The organism is Streptomyces sp. NPDC001415, assembly GCF_053597395.1.
In genome coordinates, this window is the sequence record NZ_JBSFIE010000005.1 from 65,076 (window position 1) to 81,279 (window position 16,204).

Annotated in this window: 14 protein-coding genes and 1 pseudogene; 7 read left to right on the forward strand and 8 right to left on the reverse strand. The window is 69.8% G+C overall.

Translation table 11 applies throughout. The features are described 5' to 3' along the window. Positions 1-6: 6 nt before the first annotated feature. Positions 7-408, reverse strand: a complete 402-nt coding sequence (locus tag ACWC2B_RS08145; protein WP_450715632.1) for an FxLYD domain-containing protein — start codon at positions 406-408, stop codon at positions 7-9. Between the two features lie 565 nt (positions 409-973). Here ACWC2B_RS08145 and ACWC2B_RS08150 point away from each other — a divergent pair. Continuing rightward, positions 974-2,710, forward strand: a complete 1,737-nt coding sequence (locus ACWC2B_RS08150) for an MFS transporter (protein ID WP_450715633.1) — start codon at positions 974-976, stop codon at positions 2,708-2,710. A gap of 73 nt (positions 2,711-2,783) precedes the next feature. On the opposite strand, the gene ACWC2B_RS08155 is transcribed toward ACWC2B_RS08150, so the two are convergent. Beyond that, positions 2,784-4,655 (reverse strand): carbohydrate-binding module family 20 domain-containing protein, encoded by a 1,872-nt coding sequence (locus ACWC2B_RS08155; protein WP_450715634.1) that lies wholly within the window; start codon positions 4,653-4,655, stop codon positions 2,784-2,786. Between the two features lie 540 nt (positions 4,656-5,195). Here ACWC2B_RS08155 and ACWC2B_RS08160 point away from each other — a divergent pair. Continuing rightward, positions 5,196-6,761 carry an FAD-dependent monooxygenase gene (locus tag ACWC2B_RS08160; RefSeq protein ID WP_450715635.1) on the forward strand — a complete coding sequence of 522 codons (1,566 nt, stop codon included), beginning with the start codon at positions 5,196-5,198 and terminating at the stop codon, positions 6,759-6,761. Between the two features lie 58 nt (positions 6,762-6,819). Then, positions 6,820-7,644: a GDSL-type esterase/lipase family protein gene (locus tag ACWC2B_RS08165; RefSeq protein ID WP_450715636.1), complete on the forward strand. Its 825-nt coding sequence runs from the start codon at positions 6,820-6,822 to the stop codon at positions 7,642-7,644. Here the strand turns inward: ACWC2B_RS08165 and ACWC2B_RS08170 are convergent. Then, positions 7,581-7,985, reverse strand: coding sequence for a carboxymuconolactone decarboxylase family protein (locus ACWC2B_RS08170; RefSeq protein ID WP_450715637.1), 405 nt, complete (start codon positions 7,983-7,985; stop codon positions 7,581-7,583). The genes ACWC2B_RS08165 and ACWC2B_RS08170 overlap by 64 nt on opposite strands. Beyond that, positions 7,982-8,656 carry a class II aldolase/adducin family protein gene (locus ACWC2B_RS08175; protein ID WP_450715638.1) on the reverse strand — a complete coding sequence of 225 codons (675 nt, stop codon included), beginning with the start codon at positions 8,654-8,656 and terminating at the stop codon, positions 7,982-7,984. The genes ACWC2B_RS08170 and ACWC2B_RS08175 overlap by 4 nt, the downstream gene beginning before the upstream one ends. 132 nt (positions 8,657-8,788) lie before the next feature. Here ACWC2B_RS08175 and ACWC2B_RS08180 point away from each other — a divergent pair, with 132 nt between their 5' ends. Beyond that, complete coding sequence (locus ACWC2B_RS08180) at positions 8,789-9,181, forward strand: MerR family transcriptional regulator (RefSeq protein WP_450715639.1); 393 nt, start codon at positions 8,789-8,791, stop codon at positions 9,179-9,181. Between the two features lie 98 nt (positions 9,182-9,279). On the opposite strand, the pseudogene ACWC2B_RS08185 reads toward ACWC2B_RS08180, so the two are convergent. Further along, a pseudogene (locus ACWC2B_RS08185) lies at positions 9,280-9,414 on the reverse strand (DNA-binding response regulator); the annotation flags it as partial. Positions 9,415-9,505: 91 nt separating this feature from the next. Beyond that, complete coding sequence (locus ACWC2B_RS08190) at positions 9,506-9,826, reverse strand: hypothetical protein (protein WP_450715885.1); 321 nt, start codon at positions 9,824-9,826, stop codon at positions 9,506-9,508. 524 nt (positions 9,827-10,350) lie between these two features. On the opposite strand from ACWC2B_RS08190, the gene ACWC2B_RS08195 reads away from it, so the two are divergent. From ACWC2B_RS08195 to ispG, 3 genes are all read left to right on the forward strand, one after another. After that, entirely contained in the window at positions 10,351-11,061 is a 711-nt protein-coding gene (locus tag ACWC2B_RS08195) for a VC0807 family protein (protein WP_450715640.1), read from the forward strand. A gap of 10 nt (positions 11,062-11,071) precedes the next feature. After that, on the forward strand, positions 11,072-12,250 hold the full coding sequence (locus tag ACWC2B_RS08200; RefSeq protein WP_450715641.1) for an epoxide hydrolase family protein: 1,179 nt from the start codon (positions 11,072-11,074) through the stop codon (positions 12,248-12,250). A 285-nt stretch (positions 12,251-12,535) separates the two neighbouring features. Further along, positions 12,536-13,708 (forward strand): flavodoxin-dependent (E)-4-hydroxy-3-methylbut-2-enyl-diphosphate synthase, encoded by a 1,173-nt coding sequence (ispG, locus tag ACWC2B_RS08205; protein WP_450715642.1) that lies wholly within the window; start codon positions 12,536-12,538, stop codon positions 13,706-13,708. 191 nt (positions 13,709-13,899) lie between these two features. On the opposite strand, the gene ACWC2B_RS08210 is transcribed toward ispG, so the two are convergent. Further along, entirely contained in the window at positions 13,900-15,252 is a 1,353-nt protein-coding gene (locus ACWC2B_RS08210; RefSeq protein ID WP_450715643.1) for a neocarzinostatin apoprotein domain-containing protein, read from the reverse strand. 477 nt (positions 15,253-15,729) lie between these two features. Next, positions 15,730-16,089, reverse strand: a complete 360-nt coding sequence (locus ACWC2B_RS08215; protein ID WP_450715644.1) for a MarR family transcriptional regulator — start codon at positions 16,087-16,089, stop codon at positions 15,730-15,732. Positions 16,090-16,204 lie beyond the last annotated feature (115 nt).

Here is a 16,204-nt window from a genome sequence, read left to right on the forward strand (position 1 = left end):
CCGCGCTCATCCCACGGATGAGAACCGGTCCACAGAGGTCACCTTGCAGGTGACCCTGCCACTCGCTTGAGTAAATCCTTCGGCTGTGTCCTCGACCTTCTCTCCCGGCGCTACGTGGTTCTGAGTCGCCGTACCTTCAGCCACCCGTGTGCCTTTCGCATCGACGAACTCCACACCGATGACGTAGTCGGAAGGCTTCGAGCTGTGATTCACGATCTCCAACTTGGCGTGGGGGGAGGAAATGGCCGAGTCCACATCGCAGGACGTGATCGACACATCCGCCGCAGGCGGGTGCGCCCCTCCTGTCGAGTGCACGCCACTGCTGGTGGGCGTGGGGTTCTTGGGGGTCTTTCCACTCTCTCCGGCGAAGACCAGGACGATCACCACCACAATGACGATCAGCAACACGACGGCGCTGATGCAACCGACGAGAACACCTCGGCCGAAGCGACGCCGAGGAGGTGGGGGCGGCCGGCTCCAACTCGGCGGCGGTGAACCATACGGCGGTTGTCCGGGTGGCGGTTGCGGCCCCCATCCCTGCCCCCATCCCTGGCCGCGGCCACCCTGCCCGCCCGCTGCCGCGCCTGCGCCCGGTTCCTGCTCGGGTCGCTGTTGTTCAGTCATCGGTCCCTCTCCCTGCGGAGGCGCTCCCCCCCTCAAGGAAGCGCCCGCGATCGCTCACATGACGAGCGGTACTGCGCCGAACGGAGGCGCCCGGACGCCGTCGTCGAAGGGAGCCGGCGGGAGGTGGCGCGGTCTCGGCCAGCACCTCCTGGACACCCAGGGCATGCCGGAACCCCCTCGACACCCAGGGCAATGAAAGGGTCAAGCGTCTCCTGTCCAGGTCAAGATTCACGCTCGTACGAGACTCGGCCAGGTTCCCTGGAATAGTCGCCCGGGGAAACTGGTTCAAGCTGCACGTACCCCGCCCAGGTGCCGCCGCCGACCTCTCCCCGCCTCCGGAGGCCCCGTAATGTCCCAGCCGACGACCAACCCGCAGGCCGCACCTCGCGGCATACGCGGTGTCGTCCCCGTGCTCGCCTTCGCCGGTATCACGGTCGCGGTGATGCAGACGCTGCTCGTCCCGGTCATCAAGGACCTGCCGACGCTGCTCAGCGCCTCGCCCTCCGACGCCACCTGGGTCATGACCTCGACCCTGCTCGCCGGCGCCGTGGCCACCCCGATCATGGGGCGGCTCGGCGATCTGTACGGCAAGCGCCGCATGCTCCTCGCCAGCCTCGCCATCATGGTGGTCGGCTCGCTGATCGCCGGCTTCACCAGCCAGCTCCTCGTGATGATCGTCGGCCGTGCCCTGCAGGGCTTCGCCATGGGCGCCATCCCGCTCGGCATCGGCCTGATGCGGGACGAGCTGCCCCGCGAGAAGCTCGGTTCGGCCATGGCCCTGATGAGTTCGTCCATCGGCGTCGGGGGCGGACTCGCCCTGCCGCTCGCGGCCCTGGTCGCCCAACACGCCGACTGGCACGCCCTGTTCTTCGGCTCGGCGGGCCTGGGCGTGGTGGCGATCCTCCTCACCCTCCTCTTCGTACCGGAAAGCAAGGTCAAGGCGGAGGGCACCTTCGACGTACTCGGGGCGCTCGGACTCTCCTCGGGCCTGGTCCTGCTTCTGCTTCCGATCACCAAGGGCAGCGACTGGGGATGGGGGTCGACCACCACGCTCGGCCTGCTCGGTGCGGCGCTGCTCGTCCTCGTCCTGTGGGGCGTGATGGAGCTGCGTGTGAAGGCGCCGCTGGTGAACCTCCGCACCACCGCCCGGCGCGAGGTGCTGCTGACCAACCTCGCCTCGACGATGGTCGGCGTCGCCTTCTACGCGATCTCGCTCGTGCTGCCCCAGCTGCTCCAACTGCCCAAGGCCACCGGGTACGGCCTCGGCCAGTCGATGGTCGTCGCGGGTCTGTGCGTCGCGCCGCTCGGCCTGACGATGATGCTGACCGCGCCGGTCTACGCCCGCCTCTCGGCCAAGTACGGCCCGAAGACCACCCTCATCCTCGGCATGCTGATCATCGCGATCGGGTACGGGGCGGGGCTCGGCCTGATGAACGAGGCCTGGCAGACCATCGTCATCTCGGTGGTCGTCGGCGCGGGCATCGGCCTCGCCTATTCGTCACTCCCCGCGCTGATCATCGGCGCGGTCGACCCGTCCGAGACGGGCGCGGCCAACGGCCTCAACACGCTGATGCGCTCGATCGGTACGTCGGTGTCGAGCGCCGTCATCGGCATGGTGCTCGCGAACACAGCGCAGCCCTTCGGCCCGGTCCAGGTGCCGACCATGCACGGCTTCCGCGTCTCGTTCCTGATCGCGACGGCCGCGGTGGCGGGCGGGCTGCTGCTCGCCGTCTTTCTCCCCAAGGGCCGTCCCGCCGCGAAGCCGCAGCTGCGGGCCAGCAGCGAGGAGGACGCTGCCCTGGAGCGGGCCGCGGAGGTTCTCGCCGCGTTCCACGGCCGGGTGGTCGCCGCGTCCGGCGCACCCGTGCCCCACGCCAAGGTCACCCTGATCGACCACCACGGCCGGCAGGCGGGCTCCGCCCACACCGACGAGACCGGCCGGTACGCGGTGCCGGTCCCACGCGGCGGCGCATACGTCCTGGCCGCGACGGCCGCGGGCCACGCACCCCTTGCGTCGTCGGCCACACACCATGGGGGCGAGGGCTCGGTGACGGTTGACCTGGCACTTTCCGTGCCGGTCCGGTAAGCGGGCCCCGGCACCCGACAGGACAGCCGTGCCCACCCGAAGGGCCGCCGCCCTCCGGGTGGGCACGAGCCACTTACTTCCAGGTGTCGTTCAATGTCTCGGAGCCCGAGGCGGCCGACGTGTGGACGCGGTTGCCGCCGGACTCCCAAGTGACGTTCCCGGAGCCGTCCTTGACGATGTACTTGTACTCGAAGCGGGTGTTCGCCGGGGTGCTGACGGCGGCGGACCAGACGGGGTAGGACGCCGAGGAGAGGGGAACCGCGGCGGCCGGGTCCCAGTTGCCCAGGGCCGGGATCGAGCCGACCACGTACACGTTCTGGCCCCAGACCGTGGTCTTGTTCTCGTGGAAGATCTCGCTGACGGTGCCGGACGTGGTCGGCGACGGCGAGGCCGTCGGGCAGCCCGCGGTGCAGGGGGCGCCCGCCGCGTACAGGGCCACGGCGTCGCCCGCGTTGACCGTGACGGTGGCCCGGCCCGAGGAGTCGACCGTCACCGCGGGACCGGCGCAGGCACCGTTCGCGGGCGGGGCGCCGTGGATGACGTCGCAGTACGTCCCCGCCGCGAGGCCGGTGGTGAAGGTCTGGGTGACCGCGCTGCCACTGTTGTTCAGGGCCACCCAGGCGGCGCTGCCGCGGCTGAAGGCGATGGCGTTGCCGCCGTTGTCCCACCAGTTGGCCACGCTCTGCCCCTTGGCGGCGTTGTGCCAGCCGACCATGTTGGCGATGCCCTGGTTGCGGTCGGTGCAGGTCCAGGCGGTGGAGGAGCAGTCGGTGTCGGTCACGAAGCCGTTCGCGTCGGCCGGCGGAGAGTCGTCGCCGTTGGCGAAGCCGAATCCGGAGTAGACCTGCGGGGTGCCGTAGCCCCAGGCGAGTTCGAAGATGTGGGCCAGGGCGTACTTCGAGCCGTCCTTGTAGGTGAGCGTGCTGTTGTCGCGCTCAAGGTCGTGGTTGGTCACCATGACCGCGGATTTGTCGCTCGGCTCCAGGCCCCAACTCTGCCCGAACGTCCTCAAGTTGGCGATGCTGCCGTTGAACTGGTCCTTGAGCTTGTGCGCGTACGTGAACTCCAGCACGCTGCCGTTGCCCTCGAACGCACTGGGCGCGAGCTGACCGCTGCCGCCCGGGACGACCTCCTGGTAGACGTACGGTCGGCCGCCCCACTGGGTGTCGTTGACCTTGGCTAGGATGGCGGCCATGTCGGCCTGGGCGATGTGCTTGGCGGCGTCCACCCGGAAGCCGTCCACGCCATGGCTTTCCAGGTTGTTCAGGTATCCGGCGATCTTGGTACGGACGTCGTCCTTCTCCGTGTACAGGTCGGACAGCGACACGAGCTGGCACTCCTGGACCTGCTGCACGCTGTTCCAGTCGTTGATCCCGTTCCCGGCGTTGGGGCAGTTGGCCGGGTAGTCGTGGAAGCTGGAGCGGTCGTAGCCGATGCTGCCGTAGGTGTACGTCGCCGGGTTGAAACTGGCGCCGCCGTAGGAGTCGGTGCTGGTCTGGTTGGCACCGGCGGTGTGGTTGATCACGGCGTCGGCGTAGACCTTGACGCCCGCGTTGTGACAGGCCGTCACCATGGCGGCGAACTGCGCCTCCGTGCCCATCCGGCTGTTCAGGTCGTAGCCCACCGGCTGGTACACGTCCCACCAGGGGTGGGTGCCGTTGGTGAGCCGGATCGAGTCTTCGGGCGGGGCGACCTGTACGGCTCCATACCCCTTGGGGCCGAGCACGGTGGTGCACTCCTGGCCGACCGACTTCCAGTTCCACTCGAAGAGGTTGGCGATGACATCGCCGCCGTTGGCGGTGGCGGCCGCCTGCGCGGTGCCCTGGAACGCGACGGGCAGGACCGCCCCGGCGAGCAGGGCGCCCGCGGCCAGGAACCCGGCCGAGGCCTGGCGGCGCGTGACCGGCAGCGCGGCGGACGTTCTTGGGCGTGATGGTGCGGACATGGCGGCTCCCTGGACTGGTGGGGGCAGCGTTGTTCCGCGCCCATGAGCGGCCTGGGGATTGGGTGGCCGCCCGACGCGAACACGCTGCGGGGAGGTGCTCCGTGGCGTCGGCCGACACCACGGCTCTGCACAACCCGTCCAACCGCCCACTGCACCACCCGTACCGGATCCGTCCCGAGACCCGGCGCACAGGTGTCCCGTACCGAACGTCGGCCGGGAACACCGGGGTTCGGCACACGGCCCGCCGGGGCGGTCGGGCTCGGTTGCGCGAGGAAGACGATCCCGCCGTGGCCGATACCCCGTCAAGGGATTGACGCAAAATGATGCTGAAACTTGCAGCAAGTTATTTAGAAAGATCCCTGACGCCGGTTCGGCCGCCCGAACCACCCCGGCCGCTCTCCGTGGAGGCGGGCACCACGGTGTCGGTGACCTGTCGGTGGTTGTCGGCACCGTATCGGTCCGGTGTCGGCGGGGCCTGACACCTTTCGACAGGTCCGGCCGGGTGACCGCCCGGCGGCGACTTCGAAAAGGGGATGTCTCATGCACGACGTAGTGATCGTGGGCGCGGGCCCGGTCGGTCTCTTCCTCGCCTGCGAACTCGGCCTCGCGGGCTGCTCCGTGCTGGTACTGGAGAAGGAGTCGGAGCCGGACTCACCATGGCGGACGGAACCGCTCGGAACGCGCGGCCTGTTCGGCTTCTCGGTCGGGGCGTTCTACCGTCGCGGTCTGCTGGACGCGTTGGTGGCGGCATCTTTCACTTTCGCCCCACCTGAGGTCGACGGACTTGACGTCGACGGACTTGACGTCGAGGCACGCGACTCCCGCACGGAATCTGACGATCCGTCACCCCCGCGTGCGGTGGGCCATTTCGCCGGTATGGTGCTCGATCCGGCGAAGGTCGACATGACCGCCCTGCCCTTCCGGCTGCCCAGCCCGGCTCCGGACTTCACGATGATCAGCCTTCAGGCGGTCGAGACGCTGCTGTCCGAGCGAGCGGTCAAGCTGGGCGTCGACATCCGGCGCGGCGTCACCGTGGACGCGGTCGCGCAGGACGAGGACCACGTGGTCGTGTCCGCGGGTGAAGTCGACTTCGAGGCGCGCTGGGTCGTCGGCTGCGACGGGGGGCGGAGCGTGGTGCGACGGCTCGCCGGCTTCGAATTCGCAGGCACCGAGCCGGAGTTCACCGGATACACCGTGTTCGGCACGCTCGCCGATCCGGAGAAGCTGCGCCCCGGTATCAATCTGACGCCGACGGGCATGTACGTCCGGATGGCCATCGAGGGGCACATCGCCATGATGGACTTCGACGGCGGCGCGTTCGACCGCTCGCGACAGCCGACCCGCGAGCATCTCCAGACCGTGCTGCGCCGCGTGTCGGGCACCGACGTCACCCTGAGCGACGTCCAGCTCACCTCCACCTTCACCGACCGGGCCAAGCAGGCGACGACCTACCGGCAGGGCCGCGTCCTCCTCGCGGGCGACGCGGCTCACATCCACTCGCCGCTCGGCGGACAGGGCCTGAACACCGGCATCGGCGACGCGGTGAACCTGGGCTGGAAACTCGCGGCGACCGTGCGGGGGCACGCGCCGGACGGACTCCTCGACACGTACGACCAGGAGCGCCACCCGATCGGCGCCCAGGTGCTCGACTGGTCACGGGCCCAAGTGTCGATCATGAGGCCGGACAGGCACGCGCAGGCGATCCAGGGCGTGGTCCGCGACCTGCTCGGCACGCGGGACGGGACCACGTATGTCTTCGGGAAGGTGTCGGGGTCGTCGATCCGCTACGACCTCGACAGTGCGCACCCGCTGGTGGGCCGCAATGCCCCCAACTTCCGCCTGGATGACGGGACTTGCCTCGGCGAGCTGATGCGGGACGGACTGGGCGTCGTCCTCGACTTCAGTGCCGAGCGCCGCCTCGACGGCTCGGCAGCGGCCTGGCGGACCCGGCTGCGTCACGTGACCGGGACGCCGGTGGACGACCTCGGACTGGGTGCCGTACTGGTCCGCCCGGACGGCACCGTCGCGTGGGCCGACGACCATGACTTCACCGCCGACGAGTTCGAACGGGCAGCCTCCCGGTGGTTCGGCCGCCCGCAGCTCTGAGAGGCCCGCCTGCCCTTCCCCCGCCCCGCCTTTCCGTGACCACCCTGAGGGAGCACGCATGACCATCACCCTGCGGCCGGGCAGCACCGTCATGTTCACCGGCGACTCGATCACCGACTGCCGACGCCGGGAGAGCGAGGACGGTCTCGGGTTCGGCTATCCGCTGCACATCGCGGGCCAGTGGGGACTCCGCCACCCGGACCGCCCCGTGACCTGGCTGAACACCGGGATCGGCGGCCACAAGGTGAGTGACCTCGAAGCACGCTGGCAGACGGACGTGCTCGACGTACGCCCCGACGTCGTGTCGATCCTCGTCGGCGTGAACGACATGGGCTGGCACACGCTGGATCCCCATGGCTACGTGATCACGGCCGAGGAGTTCGCGGCGGGCTATGAGCGGCTGCTCGCCCCGCTCGCCGAGGTTGGCACCCAGCTCGTCCTCGTCGAGCCGTTCCTCCTCCCTATCGACGGCGTCATCGAGGCCGGAGCCGCACTCGTCGGCGACAAGGAGCGCAAGGAGTGGCGTACGGACCTGGACCCGAAGATCCGGGTCGTACGCGAACTCGCCCGCACCTACGGGGGCGCATCTGCTGGCCGCCGACGGCATGTTCGCCGAGCTGGCGGCGACGACCGAGCGGGGGCATTGGTCCGCGGACGGCGTACATCCGTCGCCGGCCGGCCACGCCGCACTCACGGCGGCCTGGCTGCGTCTGGTCGCCTGACCGGGTGGGGTGCGTGGGCCCGGGCCGGCCGACGGGCCCGCGGAGGCCGGCCGGGGCCCCTCTCGCCTGGGCTCCGGCGGCGTCGACGAGTTGACCGTCAGACTTCCCCCGGGCTTTCGGTCGACAGCAGTTCGGCGATGATCCCGGTACCGAGTGCGTAGGCCGGCACGCCCGCCGTGATCAGCGCGGTCTCGGCGACCCCGATGAGCTCGGGGACGCGGGCTCCGGCGTGGAGGGCGCCCTGGGCATGGATCCGGGCGGGGTGTGCGTGGCCGAGCGCGAGCAGTTGTCCGAAGTGGACGAGCTGCTGCACCCGCGCCCCCAGCGGGCTGTCGGTCAGCACAATGTGCCGCAGTGCCGCGATGGCCTCTTCGGTGGGGAGGCGGTCGAAGTCCTGAGCCAGGCGCAGTCGCTGCCGCACACCGTTCGGAACGGTTCCGAGCGTGGTGCGGTAGCGGTCCCGAACGGCTTCCACCCGGTGGGCGAAGGTGTCGTCCGTCATGACGAGGCCCGCGCGATCGAGGCGCGTACGGCCTCCTGAGCGCCCGGGGGAAAGTCCACGGCACCCCCGATCGCCGCCGCCGCGATCTCCGCCTCGGCGCTCTCCTCGATCGCCACCACGAGGTGGGCGGTGGCGGCCGAATCCGGGCCGAACACCAGCAGGCCGTGGTTGGCCAGCAGGACGGCGGCCGTCGTCGGACGCCGCTCCAGAACCTCGGCCATGCCGCGCACCGATACGTCCGACCCGCGCGGCCCCCACGGAACGACCGGCACGTCCTCGGCCTGCCCGAACCGCAGCATCGGCTCGGTCCGGCACGGCAACGGCCGGTTGGCCACGGCGAAGGCGGTCGCGGACGGCGAGTGGGTGTGGATGATCGCGCCCACGTGTGGGCGGGCCTTGTAGACGGTGCTGTGCATGGCGATGATCTCGGCGCTCACGGACTGCAGCTCGCCTTCGAGGACCTGCCCGTCGAAACCGACGGTCGCGAGCTGTTCGGGCCGCAGTCCGCGGACGAACCCCGGCGTCAGCAGAAGCCGCTCCCCGTCGAGCCGTGCGCTCAGGTTGGCGTGCCCGGAGTGGGACATCACCCCCGCGGCGAAAAGCCCCTCGGCGGCGTCGACCAACTGCTGAGCCCGCTCGCCCTTCACCACGTCCGTGCCAGTCATAGCCATGAGGCATCTCCCAGGTCTGCTCTGCCGCAGCGGCCGCTGATTTTCGCCGCTGTCCATGTGCGGACCACTCTTCAACTTGAACTAAGGTTTAAGTCAAGAGGGGAATCGGGGCGCCGGGACGAGGAGTGCGACATGCGGATGACGATCGGCCAACTCTCCGAGACGACCGGCGTTCCGGCTTCGGCGATCCGGTACTGGGAACGCCACGGCCTGCTGCCCACGCCCGAACGGCAGGGAGGCCAGCGGCGCTACGTTCCGGAGGACGCCGAGCGGATCAAGGTGCTGCGCAAGTGCCAGCAGGCCGGTCTGACCCTCGTGGAGATCAGCGAACTCCAGCAGGACCAGCCGCGCAGACAGGCGATGATGCGTGCCAAGGTCGTCGAGATCGAGCAACGCATGATCGACCTGGACCACGCCCACCAGCTCCTGACCCATGCCCTTCAGTGCAGTGAGGAAGACATCGTGAAGTGCCCCAAGTTCCGGGCGCAGATGGCGACTTGGCAGTCACCGAACCCGGAGCGGTGAAGGCTGGGCTCCTCTTCACGTTCACTGAGGGAGGCTTCGACGCCGTCCATCACCGCGAAAAGACCGACGGGCAGCAGGCACCACCCCGGCACATGACCTCAAGACTTCAGATAGCGCAGCACCGCGAGCACGCGACGGCTGTAGCCTGCTGCCTGCGGTAGGTCCAACTTGTCGAAGATCGCGTTGCTGTGCTTTTCGACGGCGCTCTGCGACACGTGGAGCCGCTCGGCGATCGGGGGGTCATGCGCCGTGCCGGCCCCTGGAGCGTGACAGTCGGGAGACGGCGAAGCAGCCGATCAGCAGCACGATCGCCACCGCATGGGACTACTCAGCACTCGGAGCGTCGAGGAAGCGCCGCAGCACGACGACTTCCTCGTGGAGTTGTGCGGCCCGGTCGGCATGCGCGGGGGTGGTCAACTTCTCTGCGGCGTCCAGCCGTTCGGTGATCTCGGCACGCACGATGTCCGCCATCTCGTCCTCGCTCAGCTCGCGCCGCACCGCCTCGGTGGCGCCCGCCCCGACCGGTGATGCTTCGAGGGCCACACCGCGCAGTTCGGCCGCACCGACCGACACCGCCTCCGCGTTGTCCAGCGCCGCGAGTGTCGCGCGCAGCGCGCGCACGGCCACCTTGTCGCGGGCGCGCATCGCATCGGGCAGGGCTTGACGCATACGGGCATGGAGAGACATGTCGGCGACCTTATGGTCATGTCCCTCGCCCCGCAACGCGATAACAGCCCAGTTACCTCGCACTTCAGGCATCCCGCCTGCTTGTTCACCCTCCTACCGCGCGGGTTTCGGTCGCCCGCTCGTTTGCCCTGGCCTCCCCCGGCACCGTTCGGCGCCATGAAAAATTGCCGCCGACCGAGACCATTGCCCTGAGACGAGCGCCGTATCTTCCGGCTCCACCCATCTCCACCCAGCGGTGCAGACGAGCACCCGAATATGCACCCAGCGGCCCAAGACGCTTTCAGCACGTGCAAGTTAATGTCGGTTGCGATCGAGACAAACGCATTCCCGGACGAACGTCATGGAACGCATTCCACACCCCCTCTCAGTGAATTCGATTCACCGAAGCAACCCACGGATGCGTTCCGGAATTCGTCCACTTCATCCACGAATCCGGGAACGCTCTCAAACCGATTTCACCCACTCGACCAACTGGAGTCGACATGCAACCGACCTCTTCCGATCCGACCACCAACTCCCCTGCCGCGCGACCCCGCAGGCCGCTCGACCCTTCCATGCGGGCGATGATCTCCACCCTCTTCTACGACATCGGCCTCTCGGTGATCACCTACTTCGTCTCCGGACTGTTCGGCGCGAGCAACTACCTCGCCCTGCTCCTGGCCACCGTTGTCGCCGGGCTGCGCACCGTCTGGGTGGCCTTACGTCAGCGCAGGCTCGATCCGTTCGCTCTGTTCCTGCTCGCCCTGTTCGGAGCCGGGCTCGCGCTGAGCTTCACCACGGGCGACGCCCGGTTCGTCCTCGCCAAGGACGCGGCAGGGTCCTTCACCGCGGGGCTCGTCTTCGTCGGCAGCTGTCTCATCGGCCGCCCGCTCGCCTACTACGCGGCCCTGCGATTCGCCCGCTCGGCCGGTTCCGCGCAGCACGACGAGTTCCGAAGCTCCGCGAACTCCGCGACCATGCGGGCCCGTTGGTTCCGCGTCTCCCTGGTCTGGGGGATCTCGCTCCTCGTCGACGCCGGGCTGCGGATCGCGGCCGTGTACCTGCTGCCGATCGGGCCCGCGGCCACCGTGTCGCAAATCCTGATGATCGGGGTCTACGGGCCGCTCGCCCTGTGGACCGTCCACTCGGCGCGGAAGGCCCAAGCCGCCGCCCGGAACGAGTCGTTCGCGGAGCAGCCGTACGCCGGTCGATAGGGTGCGCCCCATGCCTGATGCCGCCCTGCCCCGCCCCGAGTCGTTCATCCCGCAGACCACCCCCGCGGCGCTCGCGGATCTCCGCGCGCGGCTACGCGCGACGCGCTGGCCGGACGCGCCCGAGGACGCGGGTTGGGCACTCGGGGCCGATCTCGACTATCTGCGAGAACTCGTCGCGTACTGGGTGGACGGGTTCGACTGGCCGGCGCGGGAGGCCGCGCTCGCCCGGCTCCCGCACTTCCGCGTGCCGCTCGACGGGCTCGGGATCCACTTCGTGCACGCCCGGGCCGTCGCGCCTACCGGGCCCGTAATACCGCTGGTTCTCAGCCACGGCTGGCCGGACTCGTTCTGGCGCTACTCGAAGGTCATCCCGCTCCTCACCGCCCCCGCCGCACACGGCGGCGATCCCGCCGACGCGTTCGACGTGGTCGTGCCCGACATGCCGGGATACGGATACTCCGACCGGCCCACCGGCCCGCCTCTGGACTCCATCGCCGTCGCCGGGCTGTGGGCCGAGCTCATGGGCGTCCTGGGCTACGAGCGGTTCGGCGCGGCGGGCGGGGACGTCGGCAGTCACGTCAGCCGCTATCTCGCTCTCGACCACCCGGACCGGGTCGTGGCCGTCCACCGCACCGACGCGGGCCTGCCCGTCTTCTCCGGCGACCCGGCGGAGCTCGCGCCAGAGGAGCGCGCCTGGCTGGAAGAGGCCGTGGCCTGGGGCGGCGCCGAGGGCGCGTACGCCGCCATGCACCGTACGAAGCCGCAGACCGCCGCCTTCGGACTCACCGACTCGCCGGCCGGGCTCGCCGCGTGGATCGTCGAGAAGCTGAGGGCATGGAGCGACTGCGACGGCGACGTGGAGCGCAGCTTCACCAAGGACGAGATCCTCACGAACGTCACGCTCTACTGGCTCACGGAGACGATCGGTTCGTCGATGCGCATGTACCGCGCGAACGCCGCGATCCCACCCGCGCAGCACGCCCGGCGCGTCGAAGTGCCCTCCGGCTTCTCGCTCTTCGCCGGCGACGTCGTCCGGCCGCCGCGGGCTTGGCTCGAACGGACGGCGAACGTCGCGTACGTGACCGAGCCGGTACGCGGCGGCCATTTCGCGCCGTTCGAGGAGCCCGAGCTGTACGCCGAGGAACTGCGCGCCTTCTTCCGGCCGTACCGGGAGGCGGCGCTGGGCTGACGAAGACCCGTCGGACCAAGGGTGTTGACCCACGGGCTCGCCCGCAGCACTGCGGGCCCATCAGCTCCGTACGCCCGGCACACAGGTACTCACAGCGCTGTTGTGGGCATGGCCGGGCGCTGTCGCGCGCCGCCCGGCGGGCTTGCATCGGCCCGACTCCGTGCGCCGTCCTGGGGGTGTTGTCGCACCGGGCAGGAGCGGGTTGACTGATCGTGAATCCTGCGCGCGCGAGGCACGTCCAAGTCCGGCACGGCACAGCCCGGCACAGGGGAGACGAGGTGCGTCATGTCCCCGACCACTCCTTCCCCGTCCTCCCCGTTGCCCGGCCGCCTTCCCGACCCGTTGTCCGCCCGCCTTCCCGACGGCCCGAAGGTGCCGGTGCGCCGCCGAACGCGGCAGGTCAGGGTCGGCGAAGTCCTCGTGGGTGGCGGCGCGCCGGTCAGTGTGCAGACGATGACCACCACCAACACCGCGGATGTCGAGGGCACGTTGCGGCAGATCGCCGCCATCACCGCGGCCGGGTGCGACATCGTGCGGGTGGCCGTGCCGTCCCAGGACGACGCCGCCGCCCTCCCCACCGTCGTGGCGAAATCCCGCATCCCGGTGGTCGCCGACATCCACTTCCAGCCCCGGTACGTGTTCGCCGCCCTCGACGCGGGGTGTGCCGGGGTGCGGGTGAACCCGGGGAACATCAAGCGGTTCGACGACCGCGTGGGCGAGATCGCGCGGGCCGCGGCGGCGGCCGGGGTGCCCATCCGGATCGGTGTGAATGCCGGGAGCCTGGACGGGCGGATGCTCGCAAAGTACGGAGGCGCCACCCCCGAGGCGCTGGTGGAGTCGGCGTTGTGGGAGTGCTCGCTGTTCGAGGAGCACGGCTTCCGGGATCTGAAGATCGCGGTCAAGCATCACGACCCGCTGGTCGTGGTGGCCGCCAACCGTCTGCTCGCCGCACGCTGCGACTACCCCCTCCACCTCGGCGTCACCGAAGCGGGCCCGGCGTTGCAGGGCTCGATCAAGTCGGCCGTCGCCTTCGCGATCCTGCTGAGCGAGGGGATCGGAGACACCCTTCGCGTCTCGATCAGTGACGACCCGGTCGAGCAGGTCAAGGCCGGTATTCACATCCTGGCCTGCCTGGGCCTGCGGCCGCGCAGCCTGGAGATCGTGTCCTGCCCGGGGTGCGGGCGCCTCCAGGTCGACCTCCATACGCTCGCGCGACGGGTGGCGGCGGCCTTTGACGGCTTCCCGCACCCGTTGCGCGTCGCCGTCATGGGCTGCGTCGTCAACGGCCCCGGCGAATCCCGCGAAGCCGACCTCGGGGTCTCGTGCGGCAACGGGAAGGGACAGATCTTCGTCCGGGGCCAAGTCGTGCGCACCGTACCGGAGTCGAGGATCGTCGACACGCTCCTGGACGAGGCACTACGACTGACCGGCACGGGTCTCGGCGAAGCGAAGGAGTAGCCGCATCGGCCGAGCCCGACACCGCTGTCAGCGTGAGAGCGAGCCCGCCGGGAGTGCGCGGTAGGCGCGGGCGACCTGGACCAGAGCTGAGCCTTCGCCCTCGGTCCGGCCACGGTCGCCGCCCTTTCGTCGGTACCCGCTCCCGCCCTCAGAGGCGGAAAGCGACCTGAGAGCCTGTGTCTGAACCGTGCTCACCCTCCCGACGTGGGCGCCGGTACGAAGCCGAGTGGGTGGCGGACCGTTTCCGGGCCGCGGACCCGCGTGCCGAAGACCACCAGCTCGCACGCGCCCGGGGCGCGGCAGTCGATGGTACGGCCGTCGATGGCGGTGAACGTCGCCGACAAGGTGACCGTCTCGTCCACCCGGCCGCTGTCGCTGGTGGCCGGCGGCCTGGAGCGGGGGCGGCAGCCGAAGGTGTCGGTGGCGCCGGTGGCGCACTCCATGATCAGCACGTGGTACTGGGGTTCGTAGCGCTTGCCCGTCGCCCGCACCGCCTGGCCGTCCACCAGCCCCGAGTCGGGGTCCACCTGCAACGTGGGCGGTGCCTCCAGGGGCCCGTGCGGGGCGAACCTCAGGGGCACGGTGGTGAGCAGCGCCCCGGTGTTGTCGGTGAGGGCGAGCGAGCACGGGTTGCTCGACGCGACCATGCGGCAGTCGAACTTCCCAGCCGTGGTGCTCAGTTGGGCGTACAACTTCTTCGGGGAGAGCTGGTAGGTGCCGTCCGGGTACACGCGGAACTGGCGGCCCGTGTCGTCGTCACAGGTGGTCGTGGACGCCGAGGGGCCGCACATCTTGACCCAGACGCGGTCCTTGGGCGGCCCGCCCGCGATGGTGAACTTGACGATGTCGCCGTCCCGGAGGCCGGTGGTGCGGTTCACGTTCAGCTGCGGACCGGCGGTGGCGGCCGGCGCGGCTGATGCCGCTGTCGCCGTCGCGGTCGGAGACATCAGCTGCCACGGGCCCCAGCCTCCGCCGGGAAGCGACTGGTAGATCTCCCACATGCGGTCGCGGTTCCACTCTCGCACCGTCAAGTGGAGCCTTCCGTCCGGCAGTTGCTCCACCGTGCTCGGCTGGCTCAGCCCCACGTCCTGGCCAGGGACCAGGCCCATGGACAGCACCGGACCCCAGCCGGATTCGGCGTTCTGCTGGTGGCGCACCTGCATCGTGCTGCCGGTGCTCGACCCGGAGGCGAAGGCGTCGATGCTGCCGTCACGCTCTTTGAACAGGACGACTCCGCCGTGGTACGGGGTCGGGGCGAGCCCGAACGCGTCCGGGCTGCTCCAGCCGACGGCGCTGTCGTTCTCCACGGCGTGGCAGAAGGTGCCGTAGGTGGAGAACAGCAGCTCCAGGTCGCCCGCCGAGTTCTCCATCGCCGTGATGTAGTAGCTCTTCGGGCCCACGGTCGCCGCGCTCACGCGCTGCCAGGCGCCGTACGCGCCGCCCGGCATGTCCTGTTCCCGGTGCCAGACGAAGGGCAGGCCCCTGGTCGCCGTGGTGTCGTAGAACAGCTGGAACTGCGCGATCCGGCCGTCCGCGCGGTCCACGGACACCAGGCTGTCGGAGACCGGCGAGCTCGCCAGGCCCTTGGCCCCGGGATCCGTACCGCATGCGGACGTGGTCGCGGTTGCCGTTGCCGTAGCCGAAGCGACAGGTGCCGCCTGCGCCACCGCCGGTGCCGCGGCTGCTCCGGCGCACGCGATCGCCACCGCGACCACGCCCCGCATCAGCGCCCCAACTCTCCTGTGCCTCACGGTTCTTCGTCGTAGACTCATGCGCTCCCCGCCCCTCTTGGTCGCCCCACCCAGCAGGGGAGCATCCTCTCGACGCACGACGCCCACGAACAGCTCGCAACCGGCCAGCGTCGCCCGCGAGAACCAGCCGCGGTACGCGTCCCCCGGTTCGCGATTGGTCAAGTGGCAGGGCAACAGGGAGAGTTGGCGACGGATCCGCGTCGCCCCCTGCACCATGCGGAGTCGCGTCACCGATGCGATACGGCTTGAATCGACCCGTAGGTCACACCGTCAGGGGTGGTCGCGGTCGGGGTGCGCGCCGCTGCCGGACGGCGCGGCGCGGTGGGCCTCGTCCTGGGCCAGGAGGCCGAGCAGGGAGGCCACGGTGAGGCCCATCTCGGCCTCGGCGGGGTGGCGCAGGACCTTTCCCGGCTCGATCCGGTAGGTGTTGCCGCGTCCCTCACGGGCGTGGGAGAGGAAGCCGCTCCGCTCAAGGTCGGAAATGATCTTCTGGACGGCCCGCTCCGTGAGTCTGCAACGGGCGGCGATATCCCGGATCCGCGCGTTGCGGTCCTCGGCGACGGTCGCGAGCACACGCGCGTGGTTGGTGATGAACGTCCATCCCGTGTGCGGTTCCGGCACTCCATCCATGAACCAATCGTAGGCCCGCCGGTTCATGTTGTGTAATACCCGAATTTGGCTTCATGTATCTCTTGACGTGTGTTGCCCTTGAGCGCAAATCTGGTCAGGGAGGAACTGCTGGAGC